At 68.1% G+C, this 17611-nt stretch carries 19 protein-coding genes; 10 read left to right on the top strand and 9 right to left on the bottom strand.

The features are described from left to right. The first annotated feature begins 29 nt into the window (after positions 1–29). Genes RJ03_RS18455 through RJ03_RS18440 form a run of 4 tightly spaced genes read left to right on the top strand, consistent with a single transcriptional unit; the run spans position 30 to position 3987 of the window. Positions 30–863 (top strand): NUDIX hydrolase, encoded by an 834-nt coding sequence (locus tag RJ03_RS18455; RefSeq protein WP_036504068.1) that lies wholly within the window; start codon positions 30–32, stop codon positions 861–863. 58 nt (positions 864–921) lie between these two features. Next, positions 922–1686: an enoyl-CoA hydratase-related protein gene (locus RJ03_RS18450; protein WP_036504066.1), complete on the top strand. Its 765-nt coding sequence runs from the start codon at positions 922–924 to the stop codon at positions 1684–1686. 36 nt (positions 1687–1722) lie between these two features. Next, positions 1723–2700 (top strand): class I SAM-dependent methyltransferase, encoded by a 978-nt coding sequence (locus tag RJ03_RS18445; RefSeq protein WP_036504065.1) that lies wholly within the window; start codon positions 1723–1725, stop codon positions 2698–2700. Positions 2701–2739: 39 nt separating this feature from the next. Continuing rightward, positions 2740–3987, top strand: a complete 1248-nt coding sequence (locus RJ03_RS18440; protein ID WP_036504064.1) for a class I SAM-dependent methyltransferase — start codon at positions 2740–2742, stop codon at positions 3985–3987. A gap of 9 nt (positions 3988–3996) precedes the next feature. Here the strand turns inward: RJ03_RS18440 and RJ03_RS18435 are convergent, their stop codons facing one another. Then, complete coding sequence (locus tag RJ03_RS18435) at positions 3997–5301, bottom strand: outer membrane protein assembly factor BamB family protein (RefSeq protein WP_245552320.1); 1305 nt, start codon at positions 5299–5301, stop codon at positions 3997–3999. Between the two features lie 336 nt (positions 5302–5637). On the opposite strand from RJ03_RS18435, the gene RJ03_RS18430 reads away from it, so the two are divergent. Further along, positions 5638–6381, top strand: coding sequence for an acyltransferase (locus tag RJ03_RS18430; RefSeq protein ID WP_174372322.1), 744 nt, complete (start codon positions 5638–5640; stop codon positions 6379–6381). 35 nt (positions 6382–6416) lie between these two features. On the opposite strand, the gene RJ03_RS18425 is transcribed toward RJ03_RS18430, so the two are convergent. Further along, positions 6417–7406, bottom strand: coding sequence for an RNA polymerase subunit sigma-70 (locus tag RJ03_RS18425; RefSeq protein WP_086007280.1), 990 nt, complete (start codon positions 7404–7406; stop codon positions 6417–6419). A 150-nt stretch (positions 7407–7556) separates the two neighbouring features. Between RJ03_RS18425 and RJ03_RS18420 the strand changes: the two genes are divergently transcribed. Beyond that, the gene (locus RJ03_RS18420; protein WP_051024851.1) at positions 7557–8207 is read left to right on the top strand and encodes a dihydrofolate reductase family protein; all 651 of its coding nucleotides are present in this window, start codon (positions 7557–7559) and stop codon (positions 8205–8207) included. Continuing rightward, positions 8204–8743 (top strand): DUF1697 domain-containing protein, encoded by a 540-nt coding sequence (locus RJ03_RS18415; RefSeq protein WP_036504060.1) that lies wholly within the window; start codon positions 8204–8206, stop codon positions 8741–8743. The genes RJ03_RS18420 and RJ03_RS18415 overlap by 4 nt, the downstream gene beginning before the upstream one ends. 243 nt (positions 8744–8986) lie before the next feature. On the opposite strand, the gene RJ03_RS18410 is transcribed toward RJ03_RS18415, so the two are convergent. Continuing rightward, entirely contained in the window at positions 8987–9652 is a 666-nt protein-coding gene (locus RJ03_RS18410; protein ID WP_036504057.1) for a TetR/AcrR family transcriptional regulator, read from the bottom strand. 95 nt (positions 9653–9747) lie between these two features. Here RJ03_RS18410 and RJ03_RS18405 point away from each other — a divergent pair, with 95 nt between their 5' ends. Further along, positions 9748–10452 (top strand): SDR family NAD(P)-dependent oxidoreductase, encoded by a 705-nt coding sequence (locus RJ03_RS18405; protein WP_051024836.1) that lies wholly within the window; start codon positions 9748–9750, stop codon positions 10450–10452. A gap of 72 nt (positions 10453–10524) precedes the next feature. Here RJ03_RS18405 and RJ03_RS18400 read toward each other — a convergent pair whose 3' ends face one another. Then, on the bottom strand, positions 10525–11817 hold the full coding sequence (locus tag RJ03_RS18400) for an NAD(P)/FAD-dependent oxidoreductase (RefSeq protein ID WP_036504055.1): 1293 nt from the start codon (positions 11815–11817) through the stop codon (positions 10525–10527). 111 nt (positions 11818–11928) lie between these two features. On the opposite strand from RJ03_RS18400, the gene RJ03_RS18395 reads away from it, so the two are divergent. Continuing rightward, positions 11929–12786, top strand: a complete 858-nt coding sequence (locus RJ03_RS18395) for a LysR family transcriptional regulator (RefSeq protein WP_036504157.1) — start codon at positions 11929–11931, stop codon at positions 12784–12786. A gap of 53 nt (positions 12787–12839) precedes the next feature. Here the strand turns inward: RJ03_RS18395 and RJ03_RS18390 are convergent, their stop codons facing one another. From RJ03_RS18390 to RJ03_RS18370, 5 genes are all read right to left on the bottom strand, one after another. Further along, a complete protein-coding gene (locus tag RJ03_RS18390) occupies positions 12840–13487 on the bottom strand; it encodes a GTP-binding protein (protein WP_083871019.1) in 648 nt (215 codons plus the stop codon). Continuing rightward, positions 13462–13812: a DUF742 domain-containing protein gene (locus RJ03_RS18385; protein WP_036504052.1), complete on the bottom strand. Its 351-nt coding sequence runs from the start codon at positions 13810–13812 to the stop codon at positions 13462–13464. The genes RJ03_RS18390 and RJ03_RS18385 overlap by 26 nt, the downstream gene beginning before the upstream one ends. Beyond that, a complete protein-coding gene (locus RJ03_RS18380) occupies positions 13809–14237 on the bottom strand; it encodes a roadblock/LC7 domain-containing protein (protein ID WP_051024835.1) in 429 nt (142 codons plus the stop codon). The genes RJ03_RS18385 and RJ03_RS18380 overlap by 4 nt, the downstream gene beginning before the upstream one ends. Beyond that, a complete protein-coding gene (locus RJ03_RS18375; RefSeq protein WP_232329293.1) occupies positions 14237–15718 on the bottom strand; it encodes an ATP-binding protein in 1482 nt (493 codons plus the stop codon). The genes RJ03_RS18380 and RJ03_RS18375 overlap by 1 nt, the downstream gene beginning before the upstream one ends. Positions 15719–16022: 304 nt before the next feature. Next, a complete protein-coding gene (locus RJ03_RS18370) occupies positions 16023–17048 on the bottom strand; it encodes an aminoglycoside phosphotransferase family protein (protein ID WP_063820404.1) in 1026 nt (341 codons plus the stop codon). 113 nt (positions 17049–17161) lie between these two features. Here RJ03_RS18370 and RJ03_RS18365 point away from each other — a divergent pair, with 113 nt between their 5' ends. Next, positions 17162–17569 carry a DUF1707 domain-containing protein gene (locus RJ03_RS18365; RefSeq protein WP_051024834.1) on the top strand — a complete coding sequence of 136 codons (408 nt, stop codon included), beginning with the start codon at positions 17162–17164 and terminating at the stop codon, positions 17567–17569. The last annotated feature ends 42 nt before the right edge of the window (positions 17570–17611 follow it).

Here is a 17611-nt window from a genome sequence, read left to right as displayed (position 1 = left end):
CGGAACCGAGCGCGCGTTATGGTGCGATTGTGAGTGAATCTGTTGCGGAAACCCCGGCCCAGCCACCGGCGCCGAAGGACGCTTCGACCGTAGTGCTCGTGCGTGACGGCGCATCCGGTCCGGAGGTTTTCCTGCAACGACGGGTCAAGGCGATGGCCTTCGCGGCCGGCATGACGGTCTTTCCCGGCGGTGGTGTCGACCCCTCCGACGCCGATGCGGAAATCGGCTGGGCCGGCCCGGACCCGACGTGGTGGGGGCAGCGTTTCGGGGTCGATCGCGCTCGCGCGCAGGCGCTGGTGTGTGCCGCGGTCCGGGAGACCTTCGAGGAATGCGGTGTGCTGCTGGCGGGCCCGACCGCCGACACCGTGGTCTCCGACACCGTCGCCTACCGCAGCGCCCGGGAGAAGCTCGAGCGCCGCGAACTGTCGTTCGGCGATTTTTTGGCGAACGAGAATCTGATCCTGCGCGCGGATCTGCTGCGCCCGTGGGACAACTGGATCACCCCGGTGGTGGAACCGCGCCGTTACGACACCTACTTCTTCGTCGCGGTCCTGCCCGCGGGGCAGCGCGCCGACGGCGCGACCACCGAGGCGCACGACGTCGCGTGGCGGACCCCGGCGCAGGCGCTGGATCGCTGGCGGGCCGGCGAGGACGTCCTGCTGCCGCCGACCTGGACCCAGCTGAGCTCCATCGCCGAATTCGCCTCCACCGCAGAGATTCTCGCGGCCGACCGCGCGATCAGTCCGATCATGCCGATCTTCGAACCGGTCGACGGTCAGCCGATGCTGCAGTTCCCGAACAACACCCGCTATTTCGCCGATATGCCGGACGCGTCGCGGCTGCAGGGCTCGAAGCGAGACTGAGCCGGCGCGAACATCCCGACGTACGGTGCGTCCCGCCGCGCACAGTAGGCTCGCCGCCGTGGCCGAATTCGTGACCGTGGACCGTGTCGAGGCGGGAATCGCCGTACTGCGTTTCGCGCGGCCGCCGCTGAATCTCATCGATCTGCAGCTGGCGCTGGAACTCGCGGCGGCCGCCGACGCCCTCGCGGCGGACGACGAGGTGCGGGCCGTGATCGTCTACGGCGACGAGCGAATCTTCAGCGCGGGCGACGACGTCGACGAACTCGCGCGCTGGACGCCCGGGCAGGCCGGCGCCGTGGCCGCGGATCTGCAGCAGGCGCTGGGTTGTCTGGCCCGGATTCCGCAGCCGACGATCGCCGCGATCACCGGGTACGCGGTCGGTGCGGGACTCGAGCTCGCTCTGGGCGCCGACCGCCGGTTGATCGGTGACAACGTGAAACTGGGCTTGCCGCAGATCCGGGCGGGCCTGATCCCGGTGGCGGGCATCCGTCGGCTGGGGCTGCTCGTGGGCCCGGGCCCGGCCAAGGATCTGGTGTACACCGGCCGCTATGTCGATGCCGAGGAGGCGGCGGCGATCGGGCTGGTCGACGAGGTGGTCGCCCCCGACGACGTCTTCGGTGCGGCGCTGCGGTGGGCGCGGCAGTTCACCAGCGGTCCGGCCCGCGCGCTGGCCGCCGCGAAACGGGTCTTCGAGGCCGGTCCGCACGGCCTCGACCGCGCCCGCGCCGAGTGGGCGGAGCTGTTCGAAACAGAAGACCGCAGCGTAGGAACACGTTCTTATTCGGCGTCCGGTCCGGGCGCCGCGGAATTCCTGGGCCGCTGACCCACTCCGCATGATCACTCGATACGCTGTGCGACCATGACCGCACGTCTTGACGACCCCGCGCCGAACCCGCACGCCACCGAGGCCGAGGTCCAGGCCGCGCTCACCGACAACAAGCTTGCGCAGGTCCTCTACCACGACTGGGAGGCGGAGACCTACGACGACAAATGGTCCATCTCCTACGACGAGCGGTGCATCGAGTACGCGCGCGGTCGCTTCGACGCCGTCGCCCCGAATGCGCCGCTGCCGTACGAGCGAGCCCTCGAACTCGGTTGCGGCACCGGCTTCTTCCTGTTGAATCTGATGCAGGCCGGAGTGGCGAAAACCGGTTCGGTGACCGACCTGTCGCCGGGCATGGTCAAGGTGGCCACCCGCAACGCGCAGAACCTGGGGCTGGATGTCGACGGCCGCGTCGCCGACGCCGAGACCATCCCCTACGAGGACGACACCTTCGATCTGGTCGTGGGACATGCTGTGCTGCATCACATTCCGGACGTGGAGCAGGCGCTGCGGGAATGCCTGCGGGTGCTGAAGCCGGGCGGCCGCTTCGTCTTCGCCGGTGAGCCGACCACCATCGGCAACTTCTACGCCCGCAAACTGGGCCAGATCACCTGGAAGGTCACCACCGAGGTGACCAAGCTGCCGTTCCTGTCCGACTGGCGGCGACCGCAGGCCGAACTGGACGAGTCGTCGCGGGCCGCGGCCCTGGAGGCCGTCGTCGACCTGCACACCTTCGATCCCTCCGAACTCGAGCAGATCGCCCGCAGCGCGGGCGCCGTGCAGGTGCACGCCGAGACCGAGGAATTCGCCGCCGCGCTGTGGGGCTGGCCGGTGCGCACCTTCGAGGCCGCGGTGCCGGAGGAGAAGCTGACCTGGCGCTACCGGATGGCCCAGTACAAGGCGTGGCTCGGTCTGAGCAAGCTCGACGAGAAGGTGCTGCGCCACGTGGTGCCGCGCCAGTTCTTCTACAACGCCATGATCACCGGCGTGAAGCCGGGTGCCGCCGGAAAGTAGTGGGCGGCAGGCTGTTTCGCACCGGCCGGGGCCGCGCTGATGGGATATTCGTTCACCTCGCGAGACGTCGACTATCTGGACAGTGCGGCCGGCCGGGACGCGCTGTCCGCGGTCGGAGAACGCGCGCTGACTCCCGCGACGATGCTGCGGGATCTGGATACTCTGCGGCGTGACTACGGCGACCGCACGGCCGCACTGGTGGAGACCGTGCGGCTGCGCCGGCGCGCGGCGGCCAAACTCGACGAGGCGGCCGGGTGGCTGTTCACCGACGACGCCCTGCAACAGGCGACGCCGAGTCTCGTGGCGCGGCATCGGGCCCGGCGGCTGGCGGGGCGTCCGGTGCACGACGTCACGTGCTCGGTCGGCGCGGAACTGGCCGCGCTGCGGCGCGAATGCCCGGCGGTGCTGGGCAGCGATCTGGACCGGGTGCGGCTGGCGATGGCCGCGCACAATCTGGCCGACGCGCCGAATGTCGCTCTGCTGCAGGCCGATGCGCTGCGGCCGTGCAGTACCGGCACCGTGGTGATCGCCGATCCGGCGCGGCGCGAGGGAGGCCGGCGTACCCACGATCCGGATCGGCTGCAACCACCGTTACAGCGGCTGCTGGCCGTCCATCGTGACCGGGATCTGGTCGTGAAATGCGCTCCCGGACTGGATTTCGACCGTTTCGCACTGCGCCGGCCGGATACGCAACCCTTGCCCGCGCGAACGGACCGGACGGCGGCCGACGGCTACGCGGGGCTCTCCTGGGACGGTGAGGTCGAGGTGGTCTCCCTCGACGGCGCCGTACGCGAAGCCTGCCTGTGGTCACGCGGGCTCACCGAAGCCGGGGTGACCAGGCGGGCGACGGTATTGCGTAGCGACGGTTCGTCGTGGTCGCTGACCGATGCCGAGCCCGACGACCTTCCCGAACGGGAGCCCGGGACCTGGCTCGTCGACCCGGACGGCGCGGTAGTCCGGGCCGGTCTGGTCCGCCATTACGCCGCGAGATACGGCCTGTGGCAACTGGATCCGCGCATCGCCTACCTCACCGGCGACATCGTGCCGCCGGGGGTGCGCGGGTTTCGCATTCTGGATCGGCTGGAATTCCGGGAGAAGGCGCTGCGCGCCGAATTGCACCGCCGCGACTGCGGTCCGCTCGAGATCCTGATCCGCGGCGTCGACGTCGACCCCGATGCGCTGCGCCGCCGGATCAAACCGCGGGGCAGTACCCCCCACACCGTGGTGATCACCCGGATCGGCCGGACCGCGACGGCATTCGTCTGCGAAACCCCGCCGGCCCGGTGAGCGGGAAGATCAGCGGTCCGGTGTGAAGGCGAACAGTTCGCCGATCCGGGTGCCGACCACGACCTGACCGTCGGGCCCGATCGCGGTGGACACCGTCGTGCCCTGCGCGCCCGGCAGCGGGGCGGAGGCGATCGTCTTACCCGACTTCGTGTCGAAGGTCAGCAGGTGCAGCGCCTCGCCCATCGGCACCACCACGTAGCCGGTGTCGCCGGCGGTCTGCACCGGGCGGCCGCGCAGCGTGAGATCCTTGCGCTCCCAGGCGATATCGACGCGGTCGCCGGTGTCGCGCAACGCCATCAGATGTCCGTCGTCGCCGGCCGGAATCAGCAGGCCGTCGAGCAGGGAGATGCCGCCGCGCGGAGCGAAGCCCAGCGGCTGCGTCCACTTCGTGTGGCCGTCGGCGGTGTCGACGGCGAGCAGCCGTCCGCTGTTGTCACCCACGTACAGCGTCTTCCCGTCCGCCGACAGCGCCGGGCTCGTGGCGCTGCCGTCGGTGAGGATGTCGACGCTCCAGTCCTGGGTGACCTTCTTGTCGGCGTAGTGCAGCGCCACCAGGGACGCCGCAGGGGCGCCCGTGCGCCAGGCGGTCAGATAGAAGCGGCCCGAATTCGGGTCGAGCGCAGACACGTTCGCCACCGCGCACTGCGGACCGCCGACGGCGCAGTCGTCGATGCCCTGCCCGTCCGGCGGGCGCGTGACATTCGGGTGGGCGAGGAAGTCGGGGTCGCCCAGCACCTGATAGGTCGACACCTCGCGGTCGCCGGTCTGGCGGTCCAGGACGTCGACCTGACCGGATTGCGACACCGACAACACGGTGCCGTTGTGGGTGAACTGCACCGAGACCGGAACGCCGGCAACGGGAGTGCGCCAGCGCGGTTGCCCCAGCGGGTTGAACGAGAACACCGCGCCGTCGTCACCCACGTACACATTGCTCGCCCCGTCGACTGCCGAGGCCGCCGCGACGGCATCCGGTCCCAGCGCATTGCAGAAACGCTTGCGCCCGGTGGGCATCTGGAAGGAGAAGATCATGCCGGTGGTCCCCGGCTTGCCGACACAGTCGGTGGTGGTGCGGGAGGTGACGAACAACTGGCCGTCCGGGCCGATCGTGGTCGCGTTCGCCAGCGGGCCGCCGATCGGCCGCGACCAGCTCAGACTCAGATGGCGGGCGCCGGTGACCGAACTCGCGCCGCTGTTGCGGGCGTCGTGGAACGCCGACTGCCAGCCCTTGCCGGAGCCGACCTTGATGTCGTCGACGGTGCTGCTGCCGCATCCGGTCAGCATCAGTAGGCCCAGGGTGCCCACCGCCGCGATCACGCGCCTCGGGGCGCCTCCCCGAATCACCGAGTGGCGCAAGATCGTCGGGTGGTGTCCGCCGCGGTCGTGCTCGCTGCGCTCGGGTCGCCGGCTGCCGCTTCGCACCTGCTGGACTCCCATCTGTTCGTAACGGGCCTGCACGAGACTAGAACATTCACCGCCGTGACAGCGTGCTGGGTGAGAATGCGACCGGCCCCCCGGCCGCCGGGGAGTGGCGGCGACCCGATTTCCCGGGGCGCAAGCGCGCGTCCGCGGTGCGAAAGTACGCTGGTACCTCGATCAGGTGACCACCGAGGTAACCGTCGCCCGAGGAAAGGGAGCTGGCCCGTGACGAGCATGTGGGGCGCACCGTTGCGTTCGCGTTGGCGGGGTTCGCGCCGCCGGGATCCGGAGCAGGCGCGCTTTCTGACCGTGGCGTCGCTGCGCTGGGTGCTCGCCAATCGGGCGTACACGCCGTGGTACCTGGTGCGGTACTACCGGCTGTTCAAATTCCGGCTGGCGAATCCGCATATCGTGCTGCGCGGCATGGTCTTCCTGGGCCGCAATGTGGAGATCCACGCCACCCCGGAGCTCGGCCGCATGGAGATCGGCAAATGGGTGCACATCGGCGACGGCAACGCGCTGCGCTGCCACGAGGGTTCGCTGCGCATCGGCGACAAGGTGGTTTTCGGTAAGGACAACGTCGTCAACACCTATCTCGATATCGAGATCGGCGAGTCGACCCTGGTCGCGGACTGGTGCTACATCTGCGACTTCGACCATCGGATGGACGATGTGACGATGCCGATCAAGGATCAGGGCATCGTGAAGAGTCCGGTCCGCATCGGCCCCGACACCTGGATCGCGGCCAAGGTGACCGTGCTGCGCGAGACCCGGGTGGGCCGCGGCTGCGTGCTCGGCGCCCATGCCGTGGTGAAGGGTGAGATCCCCGACTTCAGTATCGCCGTCGGCGCTCCGGCCCGGGTGGTCAAGAACCGCAAGAAGGCCTGGGACGACGCCGCCGAGGAGCGGGCCCGGCATGCCGCCGCCCTGGCCGATATCGAACGCAAGAAGGCGGGAGTCGGCGCCGGATCGGACTGATCCGGCGAACCTGCGGCGCGGTCGTACTCGAAGCCCTATCGACTCGGCAGCGTGCGGGGCAGGCCGAACCACGGCAACACGGTGCTCTCGAATCGGGCCAGGGCGCTGATGCGCTCACCGGCGAGCGACAGTACGTACAGTCCGGTCCCGTGACTGCTGCCGTCCGTGCCGCGCAGGTAGGCGCCGAACGCCGGTTGGCCGTTGGCCCGCGTCGGAACCAGGTCGAATCGCCGCCCGGCGGCGAAGATGTCGGCGCAGAAGCGCCCGGCGACCGCACGCCCCACGTATTCGAACGGGATCGGCGGCATCGAGATGAAGACGTCGTCGGTCAGCAGTCGCACGAGCGCGTCCACATCGGCCGATTCCCACGCGTGCGCGAATCTCGCCACGATGGCCTCCTCGTCCGCCGATCCCGGGGCCGGTGATCGGCCGGTCGGGCGGCGGCGCTCGAGTGCCGCGCGGGCCCGGGCGAGGGCACTGTTGACCGAGTCGGCGGTGGTGTCGAGCATCCGGGCGGTCTCGGTCGCGCGGAATCCGAGGACATCGCGCAGCACGAGGACGGCGACCTGCCGCGGCGGCAGCAGTTGCAGTGCCGTCAGGAATGCCAGCGAGACGGACTCGCGCTGCTCGTAGCGTGCCTCCGGGCCGGGAGGCGCCTGCTCGAGCAGTGCGTCGGGGCAGGGCTGCAACCACACGACCTCGCCGAGCCGGGAGGGCTCCGGTGGTTCCACATCGGGCACGTCCCACTCCTTCGCCCGGCGCCGGCCCGCGGCCCGGCGCGCGTTCAGGCACCGGTTGGTGGCGATCCGATACAGCCAGGTGCGCAACGAGGAGCGCTCCTGAAATGCGCCGATGCCCTGCCACGCGGCCAGAAGCGTGTCCTGCAGGGCGTCCTCGGCATCCTGGAACGAGCCGAGCATCCGATAGCAGTGCACCTGTAACTCAGCCCGGTACGGCCCGGTCAAGGCCCGAAACGCCGCACCGTCCCCGGCGCGCGCCGCGGCCATCAGGTCGCCCGTCGCCACCACGTCACCCTCTTCGTCTGTCATGACACACCTCCACCGAATATGGACACCGCGGCGGCGGTGAAAGTGTCGGTCCGGACGCGACCATTTCCGCCGATGCGGCGGTGTCTGTCTCTGTGGCAGTTCGCCACCTACGAGAGGAGCACCGCCATGGGAAAGATTGTCGTCTTCGAGAATGTGTCGCTCGATGGAGTGACCCAGGATCCGACGGGTGAGGAGGGTTTCAGCACCGCGGATTGGCGTGCGGCGCTGTCGCCGGAAGACCGCGCGGAATGGGCCCGGCTGATTCACGAGGATGTGCTGGACGCGCAGGCACTGCTGTTGGGCAGGCGCAGTTACGAATACTTCGCCGCCCGGTATCCGCGGCGCACCGGCGCGACCGCGGACCGGATGAACGGTATGCCGAAATACGTTGTGTCCGCGGCGCTGTCGGATCCCGAGTGGAACAACACGACCGTGCTGCGGGGCGACCTCACCGAGCAGGTGTCGAAGTTGAGGTATCTGCTCGACGGTGAGATCCGGGTCTACGCGAGCACCGAACTGGTCCATGCCCTCCTGGCGAGTGGCCTGGTCGACGAGCTGCGATTGGCCGTGTTCCCGGTGGTGGTGGGCGCCGGCAGTCGCCTCTTCGAGCACGGGGACGACGCGCTGCCGGTGACACCGCGGCCCCTGCGTCTCACCGGTATCCGGACGGTGGGCGCGGGGCTGGCCCACCTCACCTACGCCGTCGAGCGCGCCTCGTCCGCGGAGTCGAATCGAGGGCTTCGGTGTCGGTGGCGCCGGGTAGCCTTCCGCTCATGAACCGGTATGCGGCCTGGTTGCGGGGAATCATGCCCAGCAACCCGAATATGCGCAACGAGAAGGTGCGGGCGGTCTTCGAGGGACTCGGCTACGAGGGCGTCGGGTCGGTGCTGGCGAGCGGGAACATCGTCTTCGGCAGCACCGAAACCGATATCACCGCAATGGAATCGCGTATTCAGGCGGCGTTGCAGGCCGAGCTGGGCATCGCCGGCGGCACCATCATCCGCAGCCGCGAGGAAGTGCAGAAACTGGTCGATTCGGATCCCTTTCCCGGCCTCACGCACTGCCGCGGCACCTACCTCACCGCGACGTTCGTGAAGGACCGCGCGGGCTCCGCGCCGCCCGAACTCCCCGGCGACCTGGCGTCGGCCGTGCGGATCGTGCGCTTCGACGAACCGGCGCGGGCCCTGCTGGCGGTCATCGACAACTCCGTCGCGGGGACTCCCAATCACATGGCGTGGCTGGAGACCGTCTACGGCAAGGACATCACTACCCGCACCTGGCTCACCGTCCAAAAAGTGCTCGCCAAGCTGTAGTTTTTCCTTCCTGAGCTCTTGACTGGAGAAAAATCAGGAGGAAACTAGGTGATACACCGGAACACCGGAAATCACCACGTAGTCGGACGAGACGTCGAACGACTCACGAGATGGTTTCCAGGATCTGGCCAGGCCCCCGGCAAGCCAGTCGAATATCCAGAACAATCAGCGACGACTGAAGTTCAGGTATCGATGGAGACTACCGGGGACTGCTCTGTCCGGGGGTCTTCGGCCGAATGTCTTTCACCCGAGAGTCATTGCCGCGCGGACCTGTTCGGGATCGAGCGCGCTGCCCGGCAGGGGATGGGCGGCCTCGGCGCGTAAGCCGTCGAGCAGGACCGTCAGATGCCGGCGCCACGCCTCGGGTGCGAGGTCGCGCACGCCGTCGGTCGCCCGCACCACCGACCACAGCAGCAGACCGAGATCGGTTTCGGTGATGTCGCTACGCAGCCGCCCGGCCTCCTGCGCCCGGGCCACCAGTTGCCGGAACAGGGTGTGGCCCTGATGTTTCGCCACCTCGATCGGACTGTCGGCGGGCAGCGAGTACACGCAGATATCGGTGAAGCCGCGATCGTTCGCCTGCCACTGCGCCAGCTTCGTCAGATGGTCGACCAGGCCCGTCCAGGGGTCGTGCGCTCGCAGTGCCTCCTCCGCGCTGCGGCCCGACTCCACGACCAACTCGAGGAGCGCGTCGTCGATCAGTGCTTCCCGGGTGGGGAAGTGGTTGTAGAGCGTGCCGATGCTGACTCCGGCGTCGCGCGCGATCTGATTCAGCGAGGCGTCGAGGCCCTCGGCCGTGAACCGCCGCCGGGCCGCCGCGGCGATCTTGTCCCGATTGTCCCGGGCGTCACGACGCCGCGGTCGCGCGCCGGCGGTCGTATCCGCGGTACTCGCCACCTTCTCGGCCATGGCCTCACCCTAACAACTTGAAAACCCACTCGACTTGACCTTAACTTGAGAGGGCATTCAAATTGAGTGCCCTCTCAAGTTATGGAGGTTGGGTCATGCCACATCTGGCAGTGTTCGGTGCCGGTCCCGCGCTCGGATTGTCGGCAGCGCTGCGTTTCGGGCGTGCGGGCTATTCGGTGACGGTGATCGCGCGCAACCCCGAGACGCTCGAACGGTTGCGGACGCGGCTCTCGGCCGAGGGGATAGAGGTGGATGTGCTGCTCGCCGACCTCGCCGACGACGCCCGGGTCGACCACGCACTCGCCGAACTGCAGGCGGCGCACGGGCTTCCGGACGTGGTGATCTACAGCCCGGGTGATGTGAGCCGGCTACCGGTGGATGCGTTGTCGCTGGACGCGGACACCTTGCGCAGCTGGTTGCCGATCAACCTGACCACGCCGGTGCGCATCATGCACGCGCTGGTGCCCGCGATGGCGGCCCGCGGCTCCGGCGCCGTCCTCATCGCTCAGGGGGGATCGGTGCGCGCACCGCAGGCGGCGCTGGCCAGTTCGAGCGTGCCGCAGTCGGCCCTGCTCAACTATCTGCACTCGATCGACCAGCAGGTGCGTACGAGCGGCGTGCGGGTGGGCGCTCTGCTCATCAGCCGCCTCATCGAAAACAGTGCGGCACAACAGCTGTTCGATGCCGGCCGCTTCGCCACGGTGGAACCCGACGACATTCGGCGCGTACATCCCGATGCCCTCGCCGAGGACCTGTTCACCATGGCCACCACCGACGCGGAAGTCGAGCGGGCGGCCTGAGACTCCGACGCCGCGCGTTCCGGCCCGCATCGTTGTCGCGGGCCGGAAGGTGGAACTTCGGTGGGAATGACGCTAAGCCGCTTGCCGGTTCTCGGGAACCGTCTTCGCCCGCGGCTTGTCGCTCTCGTCGAAGCCCGGGCGGCCCGTGCCGATGAACGCCACCAGCCAGGACAGGACCGCGACGAAGCGGTTGCGGAAGCCGACCAGGTAGAACAGGTGGACGGCGAGCCAGGTGGCCCAGGCGATGGTGCCGGTGAACTTGACGCGGTCGTTGATCTTGGTGACCGCGCTGAACCGGCTGATCACCGCCATCGAGCCCTTGTCCCAGTACACGAACGGGGTGCCGGGCTGCTTCTTGCGACGGATGATGTCGGCGACGTGGCGGCCTTCCTGCATGGCCGTCGGTGACTGGCCCGGATAGCCGTTCAGCGAGGTCATATCGCCGATGGCGTAGATATCGGCGTGCCCGCCCACCGTGCAGTCCGGGTTGATGAGAAGCCGTCCGGCGCGGTCGGTTTCGCAGCCGGTGACCTCGGCCAGCAGCGTGGCGAATCCGCCGGCCGCCACACCCGCCGACCACACCACGGTCTCGGCGCCGATACCGCGCTCGACACCGTCCTTGGTCTTCACGGTCACCTTGCCGGCCTCGATATCGGTGACGAAGGTGTCCAGCAGGACCTCGACGCCGTTGCGGCTCAACGATGTGCGCGCGTACTCCGACAGGCTGCCGCCGAACGGTGGCAGCACCGCGCCGGCGCCCTCGACCAGGGTTACCGAGATCTCCTGGTGGTAGTGGCGTTTCGCGAGCTCCTTGAGCTGGCCGGCGACCTCGACGCCGGTCGGGCCCGCGCCGACGACCACGAAGCTCAGCAGCCGTTCACGAGTTTCCGGATCGGCCTTCGCCGCCTCGGCGAACACGCGCTCGATCTGCGCCCGCAGCAGCGTGGCATCGTCGATGGTCTTGAGCGAGAACGTCTTCTCCGCGAAATCGTCGCGGCCGAAATACGATTGGGTGGCCCCGGTGGCCGCGATCAGCGAGCCGTAGCGAATCTTGCGCGGGCCCTGCTCGGTGTCGTAGGTGAGTACGGCGGCATCGGCGTCGATATCGACGACCTTGCCCAGTCGTACATCCGAGCCCTTGTGCCTGCGCAGGATCTGCGCGATCGGCGGGGCGATATCGGCGGACGGGAGCACACCCGTCGCTACCTGATAGAGCAGCGGCTGGAACAGGTGTTCCGGCGTCGCCGAGATGAGCACGTAATTGATTCCCGATTTGCTGAGCTGCTTCGCGGCGGCGAGCCCGCCGAACCCCGAACCCACGATGACCACATCGGTGGTTTCGATTCCCGCATCCACGTGTTGCATGACAGCCTCCTTCTGTCATGAGTAAACGCGATTCATAGGCTGGATGTTTCGGGGGTCAGGGCGCATAATATTGATGACTCTTATCTAGATCATTCATGAATGGAGATCTTGATGGAACTGCGTCAGCTCACCTACTTCGTCGCGGTGTGCGAGGAGTTGAGCTTCAGTCGCGCCGCTGTGCGCTGCTTCATATCGCAATCGGCTATCAGTCATCAAATCGCGCGGCTCGAACATGATCTTGGTGTTCAGCTCTTCGAACGCTCCACACGCTCCGTTGTTCCGACTGAGGCAACTATTCGGCTACTTCCCCTTGCGAAACAAATGCTGAGCCTCGAATCCGCTATTCGCGCAGCTGTACGCGACTCGGGGCCACGCATTCGCCTGGCGGCGAACATGTCTTTCGCAACAAGATCGCTATCCGCGATAGCCGGAGCACGCGAAGCGCATCCGGGTGCCGAAATCGAGTTCGTCATCAAGCCTTTCCGGCAGCGCATCGCCGCGGTCGCGGATGGCGACTGTGATCTCGCTCTCATCAGAGGCAGTGTCGAACAGCCCGGTCTCACGGTCGACCAGCTGTGGGTGGAGGACCTCGTGATCGCCGCCTCCACCGCCCACCCGCTGGCCGGCCGCGGTGATGTGACATTGGCCGAGTTGGGGAAATATCCGCTGCTGCTGCCCCCGGAGGCGGAACAGGTGCTTCTGCACAACGTTGTCCGGCACGCGTTCGCCGAACTGCCGACCCGGCCCAGCTACGGTCCGCCGATTCCCCCGGATCACACCGCGACGATGGAATTGATCAACCGGCCGGACGCCTGGACCATCCTGTATGCCGACAGTGCCACCGAAGGCATCGCCACCCTGAAACTCGCGGGCCGGCCGCTGCGCATTCCGGTGTCGGCCGTGCTCCGCAGCGATATCCGGCGCTCACCGATCCTGACCACCCTGCTGGCCGCCCTGCACAGCTCCTGATATGAACAACGCCGCACCGGAGGCCGGTGCGGCGTTGCTCGGGTCGGAAACGTTCAGGATCGCGGTTCGAGCCGGTGGAACAGGAATTCCACCAGCGTGATCAGCGAGCGCAGGCAGGTGCCGCGGTCACGGGCGTCCAGCGCGGTGAGCGGGGTGCCCGGCTCCAGATCGAGCGCATCGCGGATCTCGCTGAGCGGGAAGCGATGCGCACCGTCGAACTCGTTGATGGCCACGGAATACGGCACGCCGCGTTCCTCGAGGATGGACAGCACCTCGTCCGCCTTGTCGATGCGGCGGGTATCGACCAGCACCAGCGCACCGAGTGCGCCGTTGGCCAGCTCCTCCCACAACGGCAGGAATCGGCGCTGCCCCGGCGTACCGAACAGATACAGCGCCAGTTGCGGATTGAGCGTGATGCGCCCGAAATCCATGGCCACCGTGGTGGTCTGCTTGCCCGGGAGTCCGGCCATATCGTCGATACCGACGCTGGCCTCGGTAATGGTCTCTTCCGTGCGCAGCGGACGGATCTCCGAGACGCTGCTGACGAACGTGGTCTTACCGACGCCGAAATTGCCTGCTACCAATAGCTTCACCGAGCGCGTGACCGTTTCCGGCACATAGTCGACCGTGCGGTCGGTCACAGCGGCGGGTCGTTCGGACAGGGCAGTCGGGCGCTCAGACGGCGAGAGCGCGGAGCCCATTCAGTACCTCCTCGAGCAGGGCGACCTCCGGCACATAGTCCGCCGGGGTCGGGTTGACCAGATGGCCGCTGTCGAGCAGGTCCGATACCACGATCTTCACTACCGAGGGCGGCAGGTCGAGATATGCGGCCACCTCGGCGAGCGACAGTGCAGCGTGCCGACTACAGACGTTCAAAACCCGGCGCGCGTCCGGACTGGCACCGGGCGTCGGATCCTGTGCTGCCACAACAAGTGTCACCAGGTCGACCGAACGACTCGCACGGGTACGTCCGCCCGTGCGTACGTAGGCACGGACCAGGTCGGGATCGCGCCGGTGCTTGCTCATGCCCGATCGCTACCGGGCCTGTGGCGGGGCAGGCTGCCGAGTTCGCGGCCGACTCTGACGGCGAGTTCGTTCATCCGGTGCGCGACCATGCTGACGTCGACGTCGGGCATGGTCGAGACGCCGATCAGGGCGCCCTCACCGGCTGCGGTGATGAAGATCATGCCCTCGTCGTACTCGGTCATGTTCTGCCGCACCGTATTCGCGGGGCCACAGAATTCGCTGAGGGCCTTGCCCAGGGATCTGAGGCCCGAGGCCGCAGCGGCGAAGCGTTCGGCGTCGTCGAGGGAGATGGCGCCGACGTGGGCGATGCGCAGGCCGTCTTCGGACAGTAGTACGGCGAATCGGACGCCGGGAACGGTCAGATCCTCGAGCATCCACGACAGCTTGTTGTCGCCGTCGGTCACAGTGGTGCCGGGTGTGGCCATCAGGATGTCATCCCTTCGGAGTTGTCATGTGCGGCTGCACGTCCGCTGGTGGAACCGGTCTGCCAGGCTTCGGCGATATCGACACGGGGCAGACCCGTATCGGTATGCGGCTGTCCGGTATCGGTGCGGGGCCCGCGGGCGGAGGCGGGCAACGCCACGCTGCGCCGCCGCCGGCGCGGCAGCCCGCCCGGCGTGATCTCGTGCACCGTGGACGACTGACCGGTCGGTGTCGGGTCCGCGGCCGGCAACGGTTCGGCCTCGGCGACCGGGGCGGCCGGCGCCGGGGCGAGGCTCACCGGGGCGGGGCTCACCGGTGCGGGGGCAGCATTGCCGCTCGCGACCGCGGCGGGTGCCGCGGCGACCTCGATCGGTGTGGAAATCGGTGGAGCTGTGACGCTTTCGAGGTTGTCGGGCCGGGCGGCCAGCAGTCCCTCGGGTACGTAGACCATCGCGCGCATACCACCGTAGATATTGGGGCCGTCGATGTACACGGTGAAGCCGTAGCGGCGGGCCAGCGCGGCGATGCCCGGGAAACCCACCCGCGGGGTCGGGCCCAGCTGATGGATGTCGACGGTGCGCTCGCCGGCGAGGACCTGGCGGGCCTCTTCCATCTGTTCGGGGTTCATCCGCACACCGGCGTCGTCGATGATCACCGTCAGGCCGTGGTGGCCCTCCTGGAAGGTGACGTCCACGAACGAGGTCGGCGGCGAGTACCGCAGCGCGTTGTCCAGCAGCGTGGCCAGCGTGTGCACCAGCGGTTCGACCGCACGGCTGATGATCACGCGGTCGAGCTGCTGCGGCCGGATCCGGGTGAAGTCGCGGACGCGGCCGATCGCGCCGCCGACGATGTCGGTCAGCGACTGCTGCGGCCAGCGGCGGCCGGGCAGACCACCGCAGACGATCACGTACGACTGCGCCTGGCGGATCATCTGCTGGACGCTGTGGTCGATGCGGATCAGCGTCTCGTAGACGTCGTCACCGCGGTGCTGGCGCAGCGCGGCGCTCACCACCTGGCCGACGTCGGCGCCCAGGCTGACCACGGAGGTACCGAACGCGCGCACCGCGGCGCTGGTCGCCTCGCGGGAGGCGTTCTCGACCTGTTCGCGGATACTGGCCTCGGTGGCGGAGATCGCCTGCTGCTTCTCGTATTCCAGCTCATGGCTGGTGCGTTCATGGGTTTCGGCGGCCACTCGGTGCAGGTCGTCGGCGTAACGCTCGGTCAGCCGCTGCAGCAGCTGGGCGAAGCGAGAACCGCCGCGGTCGATGGCGGGCAATTCGACCGTCGATTCGGCGCGGCGCACCGAGTCGGCCACCAAACCCATTGTGGTGCTCGTGAAATGTTCGAGCTCGTCCTCGTGGGCGCGCAATTCCGCCTCGGCACTGCGGGCGCGGGCGCGCTGCTGCGACGCGTAATACGCGGCATACAGAGCTCCCGCGATCGTCAGTATCAGAATTGCGGCGAGGATCCACGAAAGAGTCACGGCGGTAGCTTGATTCATCAGTTCCCTCGGTGCCGGATTTCCGGCCGCTTCGTCCTTCCCTACTCGACGACCGCGAACGACGCGGCCGGGATAACACTCAGGTCGGACGGCGGGAACGCGGCAGGCAGGATGATACTGCACCTAACCTGAATGGGACCTCGAAGCGCTTACCGGACAGGCGAATTCACCATCGACCTACCGGTGGAGGATCCCGATCGGCCCCAGCACCCGACGACAGCAAAGATAGCAGCAATTCCGGGTGGCAGCGACCGATTCGTTATCTACGGCTCGGTAGGGAATATGTTCATCGCCGGTGTTTCGGACTCGGCGGGTTCACCGGGCCTCGATTCACCTCGAAAGACGCCGCGACGGCGTGCAGTGCGGTGGCGACGGCGAGGTGTAACCGCAGGTCTTCGGGTGCGTGATCATCGACGGCCCAGGATATTTCCTCCATTGCCCGCAGAAACGCCCAGCGCCACGCTCGTCCGGGGTCGACGCCGGTGGCCGCGGCCGTGGCGGCGACCATTCGTTTCGCGTGCTCGGCGGTCGGCAAGCGCTGAATCCGAATCATGATCAGGAAGCCGACGTCGAATGCGGCCTCGCCGAGACACGGTTTCGGATCGATCAGCAGCCACGGCTCCCGCTCGGCGGCAACGATATTGCCCAGGTGGGTATCCCGATTGACGACGACCAGCGGTTCCTGCGGCCGGGACAGTTCGGCGCAGTGAGCCGTCGCGGCGTCCAGGAGGGTGGACGGAACGGCGTGGACCAGTTCGGGTTTCGGCTGTTCGAAGCGGACCGTCCAGTCGGCGATCACGGCGGAAACGCTGGGAATGTCCGGATAGCCGTCGGGAAGCGCGACCGGAGGGCGGCGCAGACGCCGATACAAGCGGCAGGCCCGATCGACCTTGTCCGCGTGTTCCGGCAAACCTTCCAGACTGGGGAATCCGGGCTGTGCCAGCAGTGGCGTACCCGGCCGCGCCCACTCGAGCAGCAGGGCGCCGCTGCCGGGGTCGTAGTCGTACAGGCGGACCGCTCCGTCGCCGTCGTAGCAGTACAGTCCGGCCGCCTCGCCCACGTTCTCCTCGTCGACCACCGGAATCTTCAGCACCGCCACCGAATCGTCGGCGCGGCGGACGGGAGCGGCACAGGAATGGGTGCCACCGGCGAACGCGGAGCCGAGCGGCGTCAGTTGCCAGAGCGCGCACAGGGTCTCGACGCGCTCGGGAAGTTCGGCGAGCCAGGTCCGTCCGCGCGCGCCGAAGACCGTGCTCACGGTCTCGACGACCTCGGGTGGGAGCGTGATCGGCGGTCCGGTCGGAGTCGGCACCGCCTCAGCCTTGCCGAGCGCGGCGGGGGAGCGCAAGCGGATTACCGCCTGCCCGTAAGGGTTCCGGATGATGTTCCCCGGCGCGTGGCGAGGGTCGCCTCTAGGCTTGGCCCGTGGGAAACGAGCACGTGCGGGCCTCGGACGCGGACCGGGAGGAGATCGTCGAGCGATTGCGCTCGGCGATGAACGAGGGGCGATTGAATCTCGCCGAATTCGACGACCGGGTCCAGCAGGTCTATGCCGCGCGCACCTACGGGGAGTTGTCGCCGATCCTGTCGGATCTGCCGGCGGTGCGGGAGCGGCCGGGCGCCGCCGGGGCCGGGCGGGTACCGCCCTGGGTGCTGATCATGTGGACGCCGTGGGTCTTCGTCAACATCCTGTGCGTCGTGATCTGGCTGGCCACCGGCGCCGGATACTTCTGGCCGTTCTGGGTCGAGGTGCCGTGGGGGCTCGCGCTGTGCATACCGACCGTCATCGGCATCACCGTCGGCGGGAACCGGACGCCGCGTCCGCCGGACTGACTCCGCGAACACAGACGGCTCGCCGAACCGATACCGCGAGGT

This window comes from Nocardia aobensis NBRC 100429, assembly GCF_000308375.1.
Classification (GTDB): domain Bacteria; phylum Actinomycetota; class Actinomycetes; order Mycobacteriales; family Mycobacteriaceae; genus Nocardia; species Nocardia aobensis.
This window is presented reverse-complemented; position numbering and strand designations above follow the sequence as displayed.